Genomic DNA, 15808 nt, shown 5'->3' on the forward strand with positions numbered 1-15808 from the left:
GGCGGCCCCGGCCGCCTCCGGAAGCGTCCGGGGTGCGGGCGGGGCCTGGGCGGGTGTGGCCGGGGAACCGGGCGGGGCCTGGGCGGTCAGCGGCCGAGCAGGCCCTGGGCGGCGGCCCGGTTGACGTTGGTCAGGCCGCGGACCAGCTGGGTGGTGAGGAAGACCAGCACCAGCCCGAGGACCGCGAGCCCGGCGATCTGCCACGGCGCCTGGACCTCGTACACGTGCCGGACGCCCTCGTCGTCGGTGAAGTCGAACAGCCGGTACCCGTTCCAGGGGGTGTAGGTCGGGAAGACCCAGTGGTACAGCGGGTAGAGCGTCAGGGCCCAGCCGAGCACCAGGAACACCAGCGTCATCGAGAAGCTGAACACCGCCCAGGGGAACATCACCACCTGGTACAGCACGGCCTTCCAGCCGGCCCGGTCCGCCAGCCGTGCGGTGACGGCGCCCCAGCCGCCCGGGCGGACCTGGCGCACCGGCTCCGGGCCGGGGACGTCCAGGGCCAGCATGCCGCGCACCCGGGCCCGTTCCAGCCGGCCGAAGCCGCGGGCGAGGCCGGTCAGCGCGCCCAGGACGGGCAGGCCGATGACGGTGGCGAAGGTGCCGAGGCCGAGGCACAGCAGGGTGATCGAGGAGGCGAACCCGGCGATCGCCAACGGCAGGCCGCTGAGCGCGAAGCCGACCTCGCGGTAGTAGTAGGCCGAGAACGGCGCCCGCCACAGGGCCGGCCGCCGCTCGGTCCACCGGGCCCGGACGGGGCGCGGGTCGTCACCGTAACCGCCCGGGACGTCCCAACCCCGGTCCTCCATGCTGCGGCTGCTGCTCATGCTCCCGGCCCCCGGCCCCTCGTACTGTCGGTCGTTCGTCCCGCTGACGAGGTCCAGTCTGGTGGACGCGCCGGCCGGCTGGGATCCGGAGGCCTGGCGGATCCGGGGTGGGGTTAACCCCCCTCCGTCCGGACGGCCGGGCCGCGCCACTCGTCGGCGAGCAGCGAGTAGAGGTAGGAGTCGGACCAGACGCCGTCCTCGAACACGTCGTGCCGCAGCCGCCCCTCCAGTCGGAAGCCCAGCCCGGTGAGCACCTTGACGGAGGCCGTGTTGGCCACGGCGACCCGGGCGGCCAGCCGGTGCAGGCCCAGCGGACCGAAGGCGAGGTCGCAGAGCAGGCCGACGGTCTCGCCCGCGTAGCCGAGGCCCCAGCACCCGCGGGCCAGCACGCACCCGAGCCAGGCGGCGCGGTGCCCTTCGAGGGTGAGCGAGGCCTGCCCGATCGGCGTCGCGTCGTCCGGCTCCTCGGCGTCGGCGAGCCTGGTGACGGCGAGCCGGTAGGTGTCCCGCTCCTCGGCCATCGCCTCCTCCAGGTAGAGCTCGACCTGGTCGGCGCAGTCCTCCCGGTCGCTCGGCCCGAAGGGCAGGTACCGGGTGACCTCCGGGTCGCCGAACAGCGCGTGCAGCGCGTCCACGTCGCCCTCGGTGTGGTGGTACTCGCGGACGGCCAGTCGCGGGCCGGTGAGTCGTACGGGGACCATGGCTGCCGACCCTATCCCCGCCCGGCGGCTACCGTTCGGACTATGAACGACGAAGACCTGCGGCTCGCCCCGCGCACCAAGGCCGCCGACCTGCTCGCCTGGGCGGCCGAGCAGGACCGCGCGCCGGTGGCCGAGGGGCCGCTGCGCGCGGTGCTGGCGCTGCTGGAGCTGGGCGAGGGCAGGATGCACGACGGCTGGCCCGAACTGACCTCCGACGCGGTGGAGCACCTGCTCCACGAGCGGCTCCACCTGTACGTCCAACCCGCGCCCGAGGAGGACCCGCTCGCCTACGGCGACGCCGTCCGGCTGCTGGTCGACCACCAGCGGGCGGCCCGCCGGCTGAACGCCAAGCGCCAGGAGCGGCTGCACGAGGAGGCCGAGTGGCAGGGGGAGGTCGCGGCCGGGCTGCTGCGCCGCGCCGACCTGGTGACCTGGCCCCGGCTGTACGCGCTGCTGCTGCACGCGCACGGGGCGGACGTCACGGACCCGGAGGCGGTGCGGGAGTGGCTGGCCGGCTTCGGGGAGTTCGCCGAGGAGGAGCGGCTGGCGGCGTTCGAGGCGCTGGCGTCGGCCGGCTGGCTGGACGAGCCGGACGAGCGGGGCTGGGGCCCGGGCCGGGTGCTCTCGGTGGGCATGGCCACGGACGGCGCGCGTCGGCTGCTGGAGCAGGGCCTGATGCGGCGCAGCTACCGCAACCTGGCGCGGCTGACCGCGCTGGGCCGGCCGATGCCGGACGAGTTGGCCGGGGACTTCGGGAGGTTCGAGGAGGCGGCGGTGGACGCGGCGCTCGACCTGTTCGGCGCCTGGACGGTGCCGGGGCTGCCGCGGCTGCTGGTGACGGAGTTCCCGGAGCTGGCGCCGGAGCCGGGCCCGGAGGAGATCGACGCGTACCTGGCGCAGCTGCCCGTCGAGGAGTGAGACGCGGCGCGGGAGGCCCCGGTCCAGGGGCCTCCCGCGGGTGCGTCGGTGGGCGTGCGTCAGGGGTTGAGGCCGCGCTGCTGGAGCCAGGGCTCCGGGTCGACCGGGGCGCCGCCGCCGGGGCGGACCTCCATGTGCAGGTGGGGGCCGGTGACGTTGCCGGTCGCGCCGACCTTGCCGATCTGCTGGCCGGTGGCGACGTTGCCGGAGCCCTTGGTGATCGAGGAGAGGTGGCAGTACCAGATCTCGGTGCCGTCGGGCAGGGTCTCGACGATCCGGTAGCCGTACGAGCCGGCCCAGCCGGCCGAGGTGATGGTGCCCTGGCCGAGCGCGTGGACGGGGGTGCCGGTGTCGGCGGCGAAGTCCAGGCCGGTGTGCAGGTTGGCCCAGTAGCGGGCGCTCTGGCCGTAGTGGGCGGAGAGCCGGTAGTCGTTCACCGGGAGGGTGAGGGCGGCGGCCTTGGCCCGCTCGGCCTCCTCTGCGGCGCGCTTGGCCTCGGCCTCCTTGGCGGCGGCCTTGGCTTCCGCCTCCTGGGCGGCCTGCAGCCGGGCGGTCTCCTCGGCGGCGGTGCGCTGGCTGTCGGCCTGGTGCTGGATGCGGGCGGCGAGCGCGAGGCCGGGGTCGGCGGAGAGGGCGACCGGGGTCTCGTCCGGGACCTCGACGGCGGGGGCGGCGGCCGGGGTCGCCGAGGCGAAGCCGGTGGCGCCCAGCGTGGCGGCGACGGCGGTGACGCCGAGCAGCGGGGAGGCCCCGCGGGTCTGACGCGGCATCCGGTGGCGGTTGGTGTCGGCCTCCGCGGCGAACGCCTCCGGGCCGAAGGCCTCGGGGCCGTCCGGGCCGGGGTGGTCGAGGAGCTGGGTACCGGCTGCGGGGCCGGCCGGGTGTGCCGGGGTGTGCGTCGACGCCACGGAGGCGCGCTCCTTTCCTTCCTTCGCGCCTACCGGGTTAGCTGACGGGTTCGGAGCAGGAAGGTCTCCTACGGCCGGGCCGGAGCCCCGCCGATTCACCCCAAGGAACGTGGTTCCCCGGCTCCCTGACCTGCCCGGGGGCGGGTCGGCGGGATTAGGCGACGGCGCGCACGGTGCCGTCTGGGTACGGCGTTGACAACCGCGCTGCGTTATCAAACGTTAATCCTAGGAGGCTCTGATTCCAAGCCATCCGTTTCGGGCCGCCCGATCGCAGGTGAACGGACGTCAACGAACGACCCCTCACGCACGGCCCCATCTGAGTACCCCTACTCATGTGCGGCCCGGCCGGGCGGCCGCATCCTGACGCCATGAGCGCACCGATGCAGACCCGCACCACGGCCGCGTACCACATCCAGGCCGTCCTCTCCTTCGCCCTGTCGGGCATCGCCCTCGCCGCCGGGATCGCCTACCTGCCGGTCGGCGGGTGGACCCGGGCCTTCCTCGGGATCGGCCTCCTCTACACCGTCACCTCCGCGTTCACGCTGGCGAAGGTGGTCCGGGACCGGCAGGAGTCCAACGAGATGGTCACCCGGGTGGACCAGGCCCGGCTGGAGAAGCTGCTCAGCGAGCACGACCCGTTCAAGGTGGAAGGGGTCTGACCGCACCCGTCCGACCGCGCCCCTTCCCCCCGGCCCGCCGACCGCTTGACGGCTAAGGCTATTAGCCTTAGCTTTATGGCTATCGGCAGTACCGCCGATGCCCAGCACCCGCGGCCCGAGGAGGACCCCGTGAACGGCACCATCACTCCGAGCACCCAGTACCTGAGCGTTCCCGGCGGCCGGATCGCCTTCGACGACACCCGGCAGGGCGACGGCACCCCCGTCGTCCTGCTCCCGGGCATGCTCGACAGCCGGGCCGCGTACCGGCACCTGCGCCCGCTGCTGGTCGCCGCCGGCCACCGCGTCGTCACCATGGACCTGCGGGGCTTCGGCGAATCCTCGATCAGCTGGGACGACTACAGCCCGGCCGCCATCGCCGACGACGTCCTCGCCCTGCTCGACCACCTCGGCATCGAGCGCGCCGTCCTCGCCGGCAACTCGTACACCGGGGCGACGGTCGTGAAGGCCGCCGGGGACGCGCCCGAGCGGGTCGCCGGGATCGTCCTGATCGACGCCTTCGTCGAGAGCCCGCGGCCGGGCGCCCTGATGCGCGGCGTCATGGCCCTGATGGGCCCCGCCCTCGTCCACTGGCCGGCCTCCTGGGGCTTCTACCTGCGCCGGATGGCCTTCCCCGGCGCCAAGCCCGCCGACTTCGACGCGTACGTGGACGGGCTGGTCGCCGCGCTGCGCACGCCGGGACGGAAGACCGCCACCCGCGGGTACGTCCACGGCGACTCGGCGCCGGTCGGCTGGACGGCCGCGGTGCGGTGCCCGGCGCTGGTGGTCATGGGCGACAAGGACCCCGACTTCCCGAAGCCGGAACTCGTCGCCGACCGGCAGGCCGCCGCGCTCGGCGCGCGGAAGGCGATGATCGAGGGGTCCGGGCACTACCCGATGGCCGACAACCCGGCGGCCACCGCGGACGCCCTGCTGCCGTTCCTCGCCGAACTCGGCTGAGCGCCGCCGCCGGCCCCCGCCCGACCCTGCCCCTGCCTGCCCCTGCCCGCCCCGCCGACGTCACCGGCACCCGCCCGGCAGCGCCCGACGTCACCCGACTTCGACCCGTACGGAGAGCCCGAACCCATGCCCCGCGTAGGACTGACCCCCGACCAGGTCGTCGACCACGCCCTCGCCCTCATCGACGAGCAGGGCGCCGAGGCCCTCACCCTGGCCTCCGTCGCCGCCCGGGCCGGGGTCGCCGCCCCCTCGCTGTACAAGCACGTCAGCGGCGGCCTCGCCGAACTGCGGCGGCTGATCGCCGTCCGGGTCACCGGGGAACTGGCCGACCGACTGGCCGAGGCGGCCGTCGGACGCAGCGGGGACGACGCCGTCGCCGCCGTGCTGCGCGCCTACCACGCGTACGCCACCGAGTACCCGCACCGCTACACCGCCCTCCCCCAGGCCCCGCAGCCGGACGACGACCTGGCCCGCGCGGCCGCCCGGCTCGTCGGCGTGATCGTCGCCGTCCTGCGGGAGTACGGCCTCGACGGCTCCGAGGCGATCCACGCCGCCCGCACCGTCCGCTCCCTCGCCCACGGCTTCGCCTCGCTCACCACCGCCGGTGCCTTCCAGCTCGCCGAGGACCTCACCACCACCCACGACCGCCTCGTCGCCACCCTCACCACCGGCCTGCGCGCCTGGCCCGCGTAGCGGCCCGGCGCCGGAGCGGCCCGGCCGCGCCCCTTCCGAACAGCGTGAGCACAGACCCCACACATCGTGGAACGCGATCCGGCCACCCGGCTCGATTCCGACGCTGCCCGCCGGTGCCGGTCGGGCAGGTCCGGGCCCTCGTCAGGCGGTGGGATCGGGGTCGAACGAGTGCCGATTGCCGCCGAATTGACTCGATATTGACGAGATCCGGTCACTTGGCGAGATCCGTTCACACCTTCGTAGGATCATCACCCTAGAATTCGCCGCGTGACGATGACTCAGTGGTCCGTAACGGCAACCGGCGTGCTCGCCGTCCTCGCCCTCGTGGCCGCCGCGCGCTACCGCGCCGTGTCCGTCACCCAGCGCGGCCGCGCCGACCGTCTGCAGGGCGAACTCGCCGCCGTCCAGGAACAGCTGGCCGCCGAGCTCTCCCGCCGCGGCGCCGACCTCGCCGCCGTCCAGCAGGAGCAGGAGCACACCGCCTCCACCCAGCGGGCCTTCCTCAGCGTCGCCCGCCGGATCCTGGTGATGGCCCACGACCAGCAGGCGCTGCTGGACGAGATGGAGCGCACCCACGACGACCCGGCGCTGCTGGAGGGCCTGCTCAAGGCCGACCACGCGGCCGCCCAACAGGCCCGGCTGGCCCAGACCCTGGCCGTGCTGTGCGGCGCGCGGGCCGGCCGGCACTGGCCGGAACCGGTCTCCCTGGAGGACGTCGTCCGCGGCGCCCAGTCGCGCATCCTGCCGTTCCAGCGCGTGGTGGTGCGCAGCCGGATCGAGACCGCGGTGGTCGGCGCCGCCGCCGAGGCGCTGATCCACGCGATCGCCGAGCTGCTGGACAACGCCACCCGCTACTCCCCGCCCAGCACCCAGGTGTTCGTCACCCTGGTGCCCGTGCACAACGGCGCCGTCATCGAGATCGACGACGGCGGCGTCGGCATGCCGGAACAGGCCGTCGCCAAGGCCGCCGCCGCACTGGCCGGCGGCAGCACCCTGGAGGTCTCCCGGCTCGGCGAGGTGCCGCAGCTGGGCCTGGCCGCGGTCGGCCGGCTCGCCGAGCAGTACGGCTTCCGGGTCACGCTCAGCTCGGCGCCCTCGCCGTACGGCGGCGTGCGCGTCGTCCTGCTGCTCCCGAACGCGCTGCTCACCGAGCCGCTGCCGCCCACCGTCCCCGGCCTCGGGCCGGACGACCGCGCGTTCAACCCCGGCCCCCCGCCGGCCTCTCCCTCCGGCCACCCCCTGGTGGAGACCCCACCGACCGGCCGGCACGCCGCCGACGGCACCCCTCCCCCGCTGCCCCGCCGGAGCCACCGGCGCGACCGCAACAGCCGCCCGGCCCAGCACGCCGCTCCCCCTCCGCCGCCCGCGCCGCCCTACCGCTCGGCCCGGGACGCGCAGGCGTTCATGGCGATGTTCCAGGCCGGAACCGCCAGCGGCCGGTCCGCCGCCCGGGCCCAGGCCCAGTTCGACCCTTCCCCGCCCGTTTCCCCCCGACTTCCCCAGCGCTCCGGAGAGTTCCATGACCACCACCCCTGATCTCGGCTGGCTGCTCGCCGACATCATCGCCGTCCCGCAGGTCCAGCACGCCGTCGTCGTCTCCAACGACGGCCTGGAGATCGGCCGCAGCGAGGGCATCGGGCGCGACGACGCCGAACGGCTCGCCGCCGCCTGCTCCGGACTGCAGTCGCTGGCCCGCGGCGTCGCGACGGGCTTCGGCGGACCGGGCAGCGCCACCCGACAGATCATCATCGAGTACGGCGGCGGCTACCTCTTCGTCGTCGCCGCCGGTGCCGGCGCCCACCTGGCCGTGGTGACCAGCGAGGCGGTCGACGCCGGCCTGGTCGCCTACCAGATGCAGGTCCTGGTCGAACGGATCGGCACCCACCTCACCAGCCCGCCGCGCGTCGACCACGCGGCGGGGGGCCACCGGTGAGCGGGCCGGTCCGGCCGTACGTCATCACCGGTGGCCGCAGCCGCTCCACCCGGGCCGAGCTGGCCGTGGAGAGCCTGGTCAGCGCGTCACCCGAACCACCGGACCTGCCCGAGCACGAGCTGCTGAACCGCGAACACCGGCGCATCCTCGACCTCTGCCACAGCCTGCTGTCCATCGCCGAGGTGGCGGCCCACCTGAGGCTGCCGCTCGGCGTCGTCAAGGTGCTGGTCGGGGACCTGTGGGACCTCGGTGCCGTGCAGGTGCTCCCTCCCGTCCCGCAGGCCGAACGCCTGCCCGCAACCCTCCTGGAAGAGGTGCTCGTTGGCCTCCGCCAACTCCGCTGAAGCCGTCCCCGGGGCCGCCGGGTCCACCGACGGGCCGCAGTACCTGCCCTCCTCGGTGCAGGGCGCGGTCAAGATCCTGGTCACCGGTCCTTTCGGGGTCGGCAAGACCACCCTGGTCGGTTCGCTGAGCGAGATCACCCCGCTGCGCACCGAGGAGACCATGACCGCCGCCAGCGCCGGCGTGGACGACCTCACCGGGCGCCCCGGCAAGACCACCACCACGGTGGCGCTGGACTTCGGCCGGATCACGCTCAACTCCCGGCTCGCGCTGTACCTGTTCGGCACGCCCGGGCAGCAGCGGTTCTGGCCGCTCTGGGACGACCTGTCGCGCGGCGCGCTCGGCGCCATCGCCATGGTCGACCTGCGCCGCCCGGACGAGAGCTTCGACGTGCTCGGCCGGCTGGAGGAGCAGCGCATCCCGTTCGCGGTCGCGGTCAACACCTTCCCGAACACGCCGAGTTACCCGGAGGAGGAGCTGCGCTCCGCGCTGGACCTGCTGCCGGAGGTGCCGATCCTGCACTGCGACGCGCGCGACCGCCGGCAGTCCTACGACCTGCTGATCGACTTCGTCGACCACCTGCACCGCAGCTCGATCCTGGAGCTCCAGCGATGACCGCTCCCGAACACCCCGTGCCCCCCGGCACCTCCGGCGGGTGCCCCGTCGCCCACGGCGGCAGCCTGCCCGGCGGGCTGCCCGTGGGCGTGCCGCTGACCCCGCTGTACGGCCCGGCCCTCGCCGAGGACCCGCACGGCCTGTACGCCCGGCTGCGCGAGCGCTACGGGCCGGTCGCACCGATCGAGCTGGAGCCCGGGGTCGAGGCCTGGCTCGTCATCGGCTACCCCGAGCTGCTCGAACTCACCCGCAACGAGGCACTGTTCTCCAAGGACTCGCGGCGCTGGCGGGTGCCCGCCGAGGGCCGGCTGGCGCCCGACTCCCGGCTCCAGCCGATGACCGCCTGGCGCCCCACCGTGCTCAACCTGGACGGCGCCGAGCACCAGCGGCTGCGCACCGCCGTCGCCGACACCCTCGCCCAGATCGACCACCGGCAGCTGCGCGGCACCACCGAGGCCGCCGCCAACGGGCTGATCGACAGCTGGGGCCCGGACGGCACCGCCGACCTGGTCACCCAGTACGCGAACCGGCTGCCGCTGCTGGTCTTCACCCAGCTGCTCGGCCTGCCCACCGACGCCGGTCCGCACCTGATCCGGCTGATCAACGACATCTCCGACAGCGGCGCCGAATCGGTGCGCGCCAACGAGGAGTTCCACGCGATCCTGGTCGACCTGGTGCGCCGCCGCCGGACCGAGCCCAGCGCCGACCTCACCTCCTGGCTGCTGGCCCACCCGGCCGCGCTGACCGACGAGGAGGCGGTGCACCACCTGGTGGTGATGATGGTCGCCGGGAACGAGACCACCATCGGCTGGACCGGCAACACGCTGCGGCTGCTGCTCACCGACCGGCGCTTCCGGGCCACCCTCACCGGCGGGCGGCTGACCGTCTCCGACGCGCTGGAGGAGGTGCTCTGGCGCGACCCGCCGACGCAGAACTTCCCCGGCCGCTGGGCCACCAGCGACACCGTCCTCGGCGGTCAGTACATCAGCGCCGGCGACCTGCTCGTGCTCGGTCTGGCCGCGGCCAACGCCGACCCGGCCGCACAGGGCGCCTCGGCCGCCGCGCAGGGTTCGCTGGGCGGCAACCGGGCCCACCTCGCCTGGGGCGCGGGCAAGCACGTCTGCCCGGCCCAGCAGCCGGCCAGGATCATCGTCGAGACCGCCGTCGAGACCCTGCTGCACCGCCTCCCCGACCTCCAACTGGCCGTACCGGCCGGTGACCTGACCTGGCGCCCGTCCCCGTGGGCGCGGGCCCTGAACGCCCTTCCGGTGCTCTACAGCGCCTTCACCCCACCCCGTCCGCCAGCCCCCGAGAGGCCCGCATGGACACCACCGACGACGGAACCCGCGCCGAGCCCGTCAGGCTCGACCCCTTCGGCCGCGACCAGCACGGCGAGAACGCCCGGCTCCGCGCGGCCGGCCCCGCGGTCCTGGTGGAGCTCCCTGGCGGGGTGGTGGTCTGGGCGGTAACCCACCACGACACCCTCCAGTCGCTGCTGGCCGACCCCAGGGTCGGCAAGGACGCCCGGCTCTGGAACACCTTCCGGGAGGGACGGCTGCCGGAGGGCTGGCCGCTGCTCAACTTCATCGCCGTCCCCGGCATGGTCACCGCCGACGGCGAGGACCACCGGCGGCTGCGCGGACTGGTCTCCCAGGCCTTCACCCCGCGCCGGATAGCCGGCCTGGCCCCCGCCATCGAGGCCCGGACGATCGCGCTGCTGGACGAGGTCGCGAAGCTGGAGGGCGAGTTCGACCTGCGGCGGCACTTCGCCTACCCGCTGCCGATGCAGGTGATCGGCGAGCTGCTCGGCCTCGCGCTGGAGCAGCAGGACGAGCTGCACGAGCTGTCCGACACCATGGTCTCCAGCTCGGCCACCCCGGCGGCGGCCGTCGCCGCGCAGCGGGGCCTGAACGCGCTGCTGGCCAAGGTCGTGGCGGCCAAGCGGGCCGAGCCCGGCGACGACCTGACCTCCGACCTGATCGCCGTCCGGGATGAGGGCGACCGCCTCAGCGAGGCCGAGCTGGTCGGCACCCTGCTGCTGATGCTGGTCGCCGGGCACGAGACCACGCTCAACCTGATCACCAACGCCGTCCGCGCCCTGCTCGCGCACCCGGACCAGCTGCGGCTCGTCCTGGACGGGGAGCAGCCGTGGTCGGCGGTGGTCGAGGAGACGCTGCGCTACGACTCCCCGGTCGGGCAGTTCCCGCTGCGCTACGCGATCGAGGACATCGAGGTCGGCGACGTGGTGATCCGGCGCGGCGAGGCGCTGCTGGCCTCGTACGCGGCGGCCGGGCGGGACTCCGGGCACCACCCGGACGCGGACCGCTTCGACCTCACCCGGCAGCCCGCCAGGCACCTGTCGCTCGGCCACGGCCCGCACTTCTGCCTCGGCTCCGGGCTCGCCCGCCTGGAGGCCGAGACGGCGCTGCGGCACCTGTTCGCCCGCTTCCCGGGGCTGGCCCCGGCGGAGGGCAGGACCGACGAGCCGATCGCCTCGTTCGTCAGCAACAGCGTGCGCACCCTGTGGGTGACGGTCTGATCCCGCCGGTTACCTGAGGGCGGTCCGGGTCGTTCGGCAGGGCATGAAGAAACTCGCCACCCTGGCCGCCCTCACCATGGCGGGCCTCGCCCTCGCCGTCCCGGCGGCCTCCGCCACGACCCAGACCGCCGCCTCGCCGGACGTCACCGGCGGGCTCACCGACGGGCTCTCCCTCTCCCCGGCCGACCTCGCCCTGAAGACCGCCGGCAAGCTTCCGGTGGTCGGAAAGGCCGCCAACGAGATCGAGGCGATCGGGGACAACCAGATGGAACACCCGGGGCTCAGCGGGCACGTCCTGAACTGACGGCCGCTCGGGTGCTCGACCCGTGGGCGGCCGGCCGACCCCCGAACGGCCGGCCGCCCACGGCCGTCGGGCCGCTTCCTTCGGCCCACGGTGCCGGGCCCCCGCGGCGGACGGCCACGGTGGTCGGCACTCAGCCCGCGGACAGCCGGTTGAGCTCCGGGTAGCTCAGCCCCTCGGCGAGCGCGGTGAACGTGCCGCTCCCGTACACCTCCTCGGCGGCCCGGCGGACCGCCGCGTACGCCACCTCGGCGAGGCCGGGGCCCAGGCTGATCCGGGCCACCCCGAGCTTCGCCAGCTCGGCGACCGCAGGGGCGCCGGGACCGGCCAGCACGTTCAGCGGCGCCGGGACGGCCTCGACCAGGGCGGCGATGGTCTCCGGATCGGACACCCCGGGGGCGAACACCCCGTCCGCACCCGCCTCGACGTACGCCCGCAACCGGCGGACCGCCTCGTCCAGCCGGCCCTCCGGGGCGCCGATCCCGCGCAGGAACACGTCGGTGCGCGCGTTGACGAAGAGCGGCACACCGGCCGCGTCCGCCGCGGCCCGGGCGGCCGCGATCCGTTCGGCGGCCTCCTCCAGGGGGCGGCCCTCGTCCTCCAGGTTCACCCCGACGGCGCCGGTGGCGAGCAGCCCGGCGACCGTCTCGCCGACCCCGGCGGCGCTGTCCGCGTAGCCGCCCTCCAGGTCCGCGGTGACCGGCAGGTCGACCGCCCGGACGATCTGGGCCGTCCGGGCCAGCACCTGCTCTCGGTCCGCGCCGCCGCCGTCCGCGCTGCCGAGCGACCAGGACACGCTCGCGCTGGCCGTCGCCACCGCGCGCGCCCCTGCGCCGGCCACCAGCCGGGCGCTCGGCACGTCCCAGGCGTTCGCCAGCACCAGCGGCTCGCCCGGGCGGTGCAGCTCGCGCAGCAGCCCGGCCTTCTCCCGCCGGACGCTCCGATCGGCGGCGCTCACTTCGCCGCCGGGCTCATGCGGGTGGCGATGCTGAGCCGGTTCCAGACGTTGATCGTGGCGATCAGCGCGATCAGCTGGGCCAGCTCGGTCTCGTCGAACTGCGCGGCGGCCTCGGCGTAGACGTCGTCCGGCACGTGGGTCTGGGCCACCAGGGTGATCGACTCGGTGAGGGCCAGGGCGGCGCGCTCGCGGGCGGTGAACCACGGGGTCTCGCGCCAGGCAGGGAGGGAGAGCAGACGGTGGTCCAGCTCGCCGACCTTCTCGGCCTCGGTGGAGTGCATGTCGATGCAGAACGCACAGCCGTTGATCATCGAGGCGTGCACCTTGACCAGGTGGGCGAGCAGCGGGTCGAGACCCTGCCGGGAGGCCCGCTCCACGGCGATCATCGCCTGGTAGTAGGCGGGGGCCAGCTTGAACATCTCCAGCCGCTGCTCGGGGGCGGGCACCGGGCCCTGGTTCGTACGCGTCGTCTCGTCCGTCGTCTCGTCCGTCGTCATGGCCGCCAGCCTAGGAGCGCGGCGGCCCGCCGTCCTGGTGCGATCGGCCATCCGTTCCTTGGGCCACTTCCGGCGTACGAACGGCCGTGCGAGGATCGCTGGCAGGAGATCGCCGACAGGACGAGGTCAGGGGGCACGGCCGTGTGCACGGCGTTCGTCAGCATCGAGCCGGAAGCGGCCGTCCCGGTGCTGCTGCTGTCCGTCCGGGACGAGTACCTGGGCCGGGCCTGGCTGCCGCCGGACCACCACTGGCCGGACCGGCCCGAACTGCTCGGCGGCCTGGACCTCGCGGCCGGCGGCACCTGGCTGGCCGTCGACCCCGACCGGCGCACCGCCGCCTGCCTGCTGAACGGCTTCGGCCCGCTCGCCCCCGCCGACGCCCGGCGCACCCGCGGCCGACTGCCGCTCACCGCCGTCCGGGAGAACGGGATCGGCCACCTGGACCTCACCCCGTACGACCCGTTCCACCTCGTCCTGGTCCGGGCCGACGGCGCCCGGGTGTCCAGCTGGAACGGCGGACGGATGGAGGAGCGCGAACTGCCGACCGGCCTGAGCGTGGTGCTCAACGACGGGCTGGAGGGCCTGGCCGCCGGCCGGACCGCCTCCGCGCGGATCCGCGCCCTGATGGCCGCGCGGGCCGCCCACTTCCGCGCCCGCCTCACCGCCGAGCCCCGGCCGGAGCCGACCGCCGACGGGCCGGCCGCGACGGCCTGGGGCGACTGGCTGCCGGTCGTCGCCGGGGACGGGCTGGCGCCGGACGCGGACGCCGCGCTGGTCCAGCGGCGGGACTTCGGCGACGGGCGGATCTGGGGCTCCTCGTCAATCTCGCTGCTCGCGCTCGGACCGGACCTGCTGCGCTACGACTTCGCGGCCGCGCCGGTGCGCGCGGACGGGCCGGGCTGGCGGCGGGTCGCGGCGGGCTGACGGCGGGTGGTGGCGGACCGACGGCGGGTGGCGGCGGAGAAAAGGACTTGAACCTGACGTCGCGGTAGGCGGCATCGTGGCGCGGGTCGAGCCCGAAGGAGCCCCGCCGTGACCCGTCCGGACCGCCCGCACCGCCACCGCCACCTGCTCTCCGTACTCACCGTCGCCCTGCCGCTGGCGGGCACACCGGCCGCGGTCACCGCCGTCGTGCTGCTCGGCGACGCGGCGCACCGGGCCGTCCCGTCCGCCACCGTCCTGGCCACCGTGGCAGCGGTGTTGCTCGGACACCTCGGCCACGGTGTCCCGCAGCCGTACGGTCGGTGAACTTCCGACGGCGGGGTTGGCGAACGTCTACATGCGCGTAGTAGCTTCGCGAGGGCCCCGGATCCGGCCGGCCACCGACCCCCGAGCGAAGGTGCGCGATGTCGACCCTGACCTACCCGGAAGCGATAGGCGTCGGCCTGCTCCAGGGCGTGACGGAACTCTTCCCGGTCTCCAGCCTCGGCCACAGCATCCTGCTGCCCGCCCTGGTCGGCGGGAGGATCCAGCACGACCTCGACATGACCGCCGAGGGCTCCTCGTACCTCGCCGCCCTGGTCGCCCTGCACCTGGCCACCGCGCTCGCGCTGGTGGTCCACTTCCGCAAGGACTGGGTTCGGGTCCTCGAGGGGCTGGTCGGCTCGGTCCGGCACCGCCGGGTGAAGAGCCGCAACGAGAAGCTCGCCTGGCTGCTCGTCCTCTCCACCATCCCGGTCGGCGTGGCCGGCCTCGCGCTGGAGAAGGCGCTGCGCAACGCCCTCGGCAAGCCCGTCCCCGCCGCGGTCTTCCTCGCCCTCAACGGGCTCGTGCTGCTCGGCGCCGAGCGGCTCAAGCGCGGCGGCACCGGCCGCCGCCGGGCCGGGCACGCGGCGTCCGCCGACGAGCCGGGCGTGGACCCGGCGATCGCCTCCGACCGCCGGCTGACCAGGCTGGGCTACGGGCAGGGCGCCTGGATCGGCGCCGCGCAGATCCTCGCGCTGTTCCCGGGCATCAGCCGCTCCGGCGTCACCATGAGCGCCGGCATCCTGCGCGGACTGCACCACGAGGACGCCGCCCGGTTCTCCTTCCTGCTCGCCACCCCGGTCATCCTGGCCGCCTCGGTGCTGAAGGTGCCCGAGCTGTTCAAGCCGGAGAACTCCGGCGCGCTCGGCCCGGTCCTCGCGGGCAGCGTCGCCGCCTTCGCGGCCGGCTACGTCTCGGTGCGGTTCCTCACCAGGTACTTCGAGACCCGCAGCCTGACGCCGTTCGCGCTCTACTGCTTCGTGGCGGGCGTCGGCAGCGCGGTCTACCTGTCGCTCTGAACCCGGCTCCCGGCCCCGGCCAGGATCCGCGCGAGTTCGGCCGGACGGGAGAACATCGGCCAGTGCCCGGTGTCCAGCTCCACCAGCCGCCAGTGGCCCGCCGCGATCAGCTCGGCGGCCACCGGCGGCGGCTCCGGCCAGTCCAGCAGGCACTTCACGTACACCGTCGGGAGCGCGCTCAACGGGCCCGCCAGGACGGCGGGTTCGGTCAGCGACGGGCCCGGGTGCGGGGTCGCCCCGGCGGCCACCCGGTTGATCTGCCCGACCGTCAGCCCCTGCCCGGCGAACTCGGCCGGCGGCAGCGGCGGCCACCAGCCCCCGTGCGCGGCGAGGTCCGCCCGCAGCGCGGCCGGCTCCGGCATCTGGTCGGCGAAGGACTCCCCCGCCACCGGCACGTTGGCGTCCACCAGGACCAGCCCGGCCAGCCGGTCTCCGATCCGCTCGGCGGCCTGGCCCACCGGGATGCCCGAGTAGCTGTGCCCGACCAGCACCACGTCGCGCAGGTCCAGCCGCTCCACCTCGGCGACGACGTCCGCCACGTGCGCCTGCTGCCCGGCGGGCGTGCCGCGCCTCTCGGCGAGCCCGGAGAGCGTCAGCGGGTACGCCCCGTGCCCGGCCGCGCGCAGCTCCGCCACGACCCCGTCCCACGCCCAGGCCCCGAGCCAGGCCCCCGCCACCAGCACAAAGTTCGCCATG

At 74.8% G+C, this 15808-nt stretch carries 19 protein-coding genes and 1 riboswitch; of the genes, 13 read left to right on the forward strand and 6 right to left on the reverse strand.

What is annotated here, in order from left to right; genetic code table 11:
• Positions 1–86: 86 nt before the first annotated feature.
• Together ACWDBE_RS11895 and ACWDBE_RS11900 are read right to left on the reverse strand one after the other, a co-directional pair.
• Complete coding sequence (locus ACWDBE_RS11895; RefSeq protein WP_449807889.1) at positions 87–827, reverse strand: sensor domain-containing protein; 741 nt, start codon at positions 825–827, stop codon at positions 87–89.
• A gap of 113 nt (positions 828–940) precedes the next feature.
• Entirely contained in the window at positions 941–1528 is a 588-nt protein-coding gene (locus ACWDBE_RS11900; RefSeq protein ID WP_449788082.1) for a GNAT family N-acetyltransferase, read from the reverse strand.
• A 42-nt stretch (positions 1529–1570) separates the two neighbouring features.
• Here ACWDBE_RS11900 and ACWDBE_RS11905 point away from each other — a divergent pair, with 42 nt between their 5' ends.
• A complete protein-coding gene (locus ACWDBE_RS11905; RefSeq protein ID WP_449788081.1) occupies positions 1571–2446 on the forward strand; it encodes a hypothetical protein in 876 nt (291 codons plus the stop codon).
• A gap of 59 nt (positions 2447–2505) precedes the next feature.
• Here ACWDBE_RS11905 and ACWDBE_RS11910 read toward each other — a convergent pair whose 3' ends face one another.
• Complete coding sequence (locus ACWDBE_RS11910; protein ID WP_449788080.1) at positions 2506–3354, reverse strand: M23 family metallopeptidase; 849 nt, start codon at positions 3352–3354, stop codon at positions 2506–2508.
• A 12-nt stretch (positions 3355–3366) separates the two neighbouring features.
• Positions 3367–3525: riboswitch (cyclic di-AMP (ydaO/yuaA leader) on the reverse strand.
• A gap of 197 nt (positions 3526–3722) precedes the next feature.
• On the opposite strand from ACWDBE_RS11910, the gene ACWDBE_RS11915 reads away from it, so the two are divergent.
• The 9 genes from ACWDBE_RS11915 (at position 3723) to ACWDBE_RS11955 (ending at position 11396) form a co-directional block, all read left to right on the forward strand.
• Complete coding sequence (locus tag ACWDBE_RS11915; RefSeq protein WP_449788079.1) at positions 3723–4013, forward strand: YiaA/YiaB family inner membrane protein; 291 nt, start codon at positions 3723–3725, stop codon at positions 4011–4013.
• A gap of 75 nt (positions 4014–4088) precedes the next feature.
• Positions 4089–4970, forward strand: coding sequence for an alpha/beta fold hydrolase (locus ACWDBE_RS11920; protein ID WP_449807890.1), 882 nt, complete (start codon positions 4089–4091; stop codon positions 4968–4970).
• A 126-nt stretch (positions 4971–5096) separates the two neighbouring features.
• Complete coding sequence (locus ACWDBE_RS11925; RefSeq protein ID WP_449807891.1) at positions 5097–5663, forward strand: TetR/AcrR family transcriptional regulator; 567 nt, start codon at positions 5097–5099, stop codon at positions 5661–5663.
• Between the two features lie 273 nt (positions 5664–5936).
• Complete coding sequence (locus ACWDBE_RS11930; protein ID WP_449788107.1) at positions 5937–7199, forward strand: ATP-binding protein; 1263 nt, start codon at positions 5937–5939, stop codon at positions 7197–7199.
• Entirely contained in the window at positions 7183–7596 is a 414-nt protein-coding gene (locus ACWDBE_RS11935) for a roadblock/LC7 domain-containing protein (protein ID WP_392881869.1), read from the forward strand. The genes ACWDBE_RS11930 and ACWDBE_RS11935 overlap by 17 nt, the downstream gene beginning before the upstream one ends.
• Positions 7593–7940, forward strand: coding sequence for a DUF742 domain-containing protein (locus ACWDBE_RS11940; protein ID WP_449788076.1), 348 nt, complete (start codon positions 7593–7595; stop codon positions 7938–7940). Before ACWDBE_RS11935 ends, ACWDBE_RS11940 begins: the two co-directional genes overlap by 4 nt.
• On the forward strand, positions 7918–8553 hold the full coding sequence (locus ACWDBE_RS11945; RefSeq protein ID WP_449788075.1) for a GTP-binding protein: 636 nt from the start codon (positions 7918–7920) through the stop codon (positions 8551–8553). The genes ACWDBE_RS11940 and ACWDBE_RS11945 overlap by 23 nt, the downstream gene beginning before the upstream one ends.
• 1321 nt (positions 8554–9874) lie before the next feature.
• Entirely contained in the window at positions 9875–11092 is a 1218-nt protein-coding gene (locus tag ACWDBE_RS11950) for a cytochrome P450 family protein (protein ID WP_449807892.1), read from the forward strand.
• A gap of 43 nt (positions 11093–11135) precedes the next feature.
• On the forward strand, positions 11136–11396 hold the full coding sequence (locus tag ACWDBE_RS11955) for a hypothetical protein (protein WP_449788073.1): 261 nt from the start codon (positions 11136–11138) through the stop codon (positions 11394–11396).
• A 130-nt stretch (positions 11397–11526) separates the two neighbouring features.
• Here the strand turns inward: ACWDBE_RS11955 and ACWDBE_RS11960 are convergent, their stop codons facing one another.
• Together ACWDBE_RS11960 and ACWDBE_RS11965 are read right to left on the reverse strand one after the other, a co-directional pair.
• Entirely contained in the window at positions 11527–12351 is an 825-nt protein-coding gene (locus ACWDBE_RS11960) for an isocitrate lyase/PEP mutase family protein (RefSeq protein WP_449788072.1), read from the reverse strand.
• Positions 12348–12848, reverse strand: a complete 501-nt coding sequence (locus tag ACWDBE_RS11965; protein ID WP_449788071.1) for a carboxymuconolactone decarboxylase family protein — start codon at positions 12846–12848, stop codon at positions 12348–12350. The genes ACWDBE_RS11960 and ACWDBE_RS11965 overlap by 4 nt, the downstream gene beginning before the upstream one ends.
• 141 nt (positions 12849–12989) lie before the next feature.
• Between ACWDBE_RS11965 and ACWDBE_RS11970 the strand changes: the two genes are divergently transcribed.
• From ACWDBE_RS11970 to ACWDBE_RS11980, 3 genes are all read left to right on the forward strand, one after another.
• Entirely contained in the window at positions 12990–13772 is a 783-nt protein-coding gene (locus tag ACWDBE_RS11970) for an NRDE family protein (RefSeq protein WP_449788070.1), read from the forward strand.
• A 108-nt stretch (positions 13773–13880) separates the two neighbouring features.
• Positions 13881–14096, forward strand: a complete 216-nt coding sequence (locus ACWDBE_RS11975) for a hypothetical protein (protein ID WP_449788069.1) — start codon at positions 13881–13883, stop codon at positions 14094–14096.
• A 98-nt stretch (positions 14097–14194) separates the two neighbouring features.
• Positions 14195–15112, forward strand: a complete 918-nt coding sequence (locus tag ACWDBE_RS11980) for an undecaprenyl-diphosphate phosphatase (protein WP_449788068.1) — start codon at positions 14195–14197, stop codon at positions 15110–15112.
• Here ACWDBE_RS11980 and ACWDBE_RS11985 read toward each other — a convergent pair.
• A complete protein-coding gene (locus ACWDBE_RS11985) occupies positions 15097–15807 on the reverse strand; it encodes an alpha/beta fold hydrolase (protein ID WP_449807893.1) in 711 nt (236 codons plus the stop codon). The genes ACWDBE_RS11980 and ACWDBE_RS11985 overlap by 16 nt on opposite strands.
• Position 15808 lies beyond the last annotated feature (1 nt).

The organism is Kitasatospora sp. NPDC001132 (assembly GCF_053598415.1).

What these genes read in the sequence shown, in the direction of transcription:
- ACWDBE_RS11895 (WP_449807889.1), bottom strand. Translation starts at nt 827, where the DNA reads ATGAGCAGCAGCCGCAGCATGGAGGACCGGGGTTGGGACGTCCCGGGC.
- ACWDBE_RS11900 (WP_449788082.1), bottom strand. Translation starts at nt 1,528, where the DNA reads ATGGTCCCCGTACGACTCACCGGCCCGCGACTGGCCGTCCGCGAGTAC.
- ACWDBE_RS11905 (WP_449788081.1), top strand. Translation starts at nt 1,571, where the DNA reads ATGAACGACGAAGACCTGCGGCTCGCCCCGCGCACCAAGGCCGCCGAC.
- ACWDBE_RS11915 (WP_449788079.1), top strand. Translation starts at nt 3,723, where the DNA reads ATGAGCGCACCGATGCAGACCCGCACCACGGCCGCGTACCACATCCAG.
- ACWDBE_RS11920 (WP_449807890.1), top strand. Translation starts at nt 4,089, where the DNA reads ATGGCTATCGGCAGTACCGCCGATGCCCAGCACCCGCGGCCCGAGGAG.
- ACWDBE_RS11925 (WP_449807891.1), top strand. Translation starts at nt 5,097, where the DNA reads ATGCCCCGCGTAGGACTGACCCCCGACCAGGTCGTCGACCACGCCCTC.
- ACWDBE_RS11930 (WP_449788107.1), top strand. Translation starts at nt 5,937, where the DNA reads ATGACTCAGTGGTCCGTAACGGCAACCGGCGTGCTCGCCGTCCTCGCC.
- ACWDBE_RS11935 (WP_392881869.1), top strand. Translation starts at nt 7,183, where the DNA reads ATGACCACCACCCCTGATCTCGGCTGGCTGCTCGCCGACATCATCGCC.
- ACWDBE_RS11950 (WP_449807892.1), top strand. Translation starts at nt 9,875, where the DNA reads ATGGACACCACCGACGACGGAACCCGCGCCGAGCCCGTCAGGCTCGAC.
- ACWDBE_RS11955 (WP_449788073.1), top strand. Translation starts at nt 11,136, where the DNA reads ATGAAGAAACTCGCCACCCTGGCCGCCCTCACCATGGCGGGCCTCGCC.
- ACWDBE_RS11965 (WP_449788071.1), bottom strand. Translation starts at nt 12,848, where the DNA reads ATGACGACGGACGAGACGACGGACGAGACGACGCGTACGAACCAGGGC.
- ACWDBE_RS11980 (WP_449788068.1), top strand. Translation starts at nt 14,195, where the DNA reads ATGTCGACCCTGACCTACCCGGAAGCGATAGGCGTCGGCCTGCTCCAG.
- ACWDBE_RS11985 (WP_449807893.1), bottom strand. Translation starts at nt 15,807, where the DNA reads ATGGCGAACTTTGTGCTGGTGGCGGGGGCCTGGCTCGGGGCCTGGGCG.